The sequence below is a fragment of the Bradyrhizobium sp. Mp27 genome, from assembly GCF_029953005.1.
GTDB classification, from domain to species: Bacteria; Pseudomonadota; Alphaproteobacteria; order Rhizobiales; family Xanthobacteraceae; genus Bradyrhizobium; species Bradyrhizobium barranii.
On the sequence record NZ_JASAUS010000489.1, the window covers coordinates 1 to 1,437 of the forward strand.

Genomic DNA, 1,437 nt, shown 5'->3' on the forward strand with positions numbered 1-1,437 from the left:
GAAGCTCTTGCCCGGGAAACAAACTCAAACTAACAGTCCCTTGTCCTGCCTCGCGGGTGGAGGAATTTGACTGACCACACCCGGAGGAATTTGAAGTGACCCGCGGGGTCATGAGCCGCTGCGCAGCGCGCGAGTCTCTTCGGGGCTGGATCAAGACGTCGAGAACGAAGCCATTCTGGTCGACAGCGCGCCAGAGCCAATGTTGTTCGCCCGCGATCGAAATAACGACCTCGTCCAGATGCCATTTGTAACCGCGAGCGGAAGCGCGCTGGCGGATGCGATCGGAGAACGCCTTTGCCATGGTCGGTGTTGTAAATCTCCGGCGTGCCGTACGTCGCCGCGCCTCGTCCAGAGCCGCCACGCAGAACGAGACGTCCATCGTATTCGACAGCCGCCACGCCAGAACCGCACGGCTCGCTCAGTCGATGATGACGACGAGATAGAGAAAGCCGCGGCCGATGGGCAGATACGTGATGTCGGCCGCCCACACCTGGTTCGGCCGGTCGATCGTTCATGTTGCGCAGCAGATCGGGACAGAGATCTTGTGGCCCGGCGCCGGCTTTGTCGTGTTCGGCTTCGGTCCCAGCGCGGCGATGCCCATCTTGCGCATCAACTGTTGCACGCGCTTGCGATTGACCGCAAGCCCCTCAGCCTCAGCATCGCGGTCATTCGCCGCGAGCCCAGGAATGGCCAGGCGGTGATCAGCTCGTCGATCCGCTGCATCAGGGCAAGGTCGTTGAATTGGCCGGCTGTAGCGGCCGGTAGACGCTAGAACGGGCGATGCCGAGCAACATGCATTGCCGACGGATCGACAGCGCCTGGTCGACGCGCTCGAGCATTCCTCGACGGTCCGGCGTGCTCATCTTCCGGACCTCCGCGCTAAAAACTCGCGCTCGACCGTCAGTTTGTCCGATCTTGGCGTGCAGCTTCTCGATCTCGCGTTCGCGCGTTTCCTTCGCTCTCGCGCCCGACACCCACGTCAAAAGCCGGGCCGCCTGGTCCAGCAGCTGCTTCTTCCAAGCATAGATCTGGTTCGGTGAACCTCATAGCGCTGGGCCAGATCGGCAGCCGTCGCCTGCTCCCGCACCGCTTCCAGTGCGATCTTTGCCTTCAACACCGCGTCGATCTTCCGTCGCGTCTTCTTCGTCATCATGCCCTCCGTCGATCAAACGGAGCGGCCCTTTTCCAACCTGGCCTCTCGTCCCAAAACCGGGGTCCATTTCAGGGCACCATTCGCCGGGTCACGCGCAACGTCAAACGCCGGCGGGATGCCGGTATGACCTTGCGATGGGTCGCGGCCGGCATGATCGAGGCCAACAAGGGTTTCCGAGAGCTATGGCGGAATCTGGGTGATGACGGTGTGAGGAAGGCGGCGTATCGAGGCGGGTGACGAGCCTGCCAGAACCTCTCGAGGAGAGCGATACGCCATGACCGAGA

At 62.2% G+C, this 1,437-nt stretch carries 2 protein-coding genes and 1 pseudogene; all 3 read right to left on the bottom strand.

What is annotated here, in order from left to right:
- Positions 1–109 precede the first annotated feature (109 nt).
- A pseudogene (locus tag QJT78_RS51200) lies at positions 110–247 on the bottom strand (DDE-type integrase/transposase/recombinase); the annotation flags it as partial.
- 475 nt (positions 248–722) lie between these two features.
- Positions 723–863, bottom strand: coding sequence for a hypothetical protein (locus QJT78_RS51205; RefSeq protein ID WP_154694111.1), 141 nt, complete (start codon positions 861–863; stop codon positions 723–725).
- 116 nt (positions 864–979) lie between these two features.
- Positions 980–1,153, bottom strand: a complete 174-nt coding sequence (locus QJT78_RS51210) for a hypothetical protein (protein ID WP_162131359.1) — start codon at positions 1,151–1,153, stop codon at positions 980–982.
- Between the last annotated feature and the right edge of the window lie 284 nt (positions 1,154–1,437).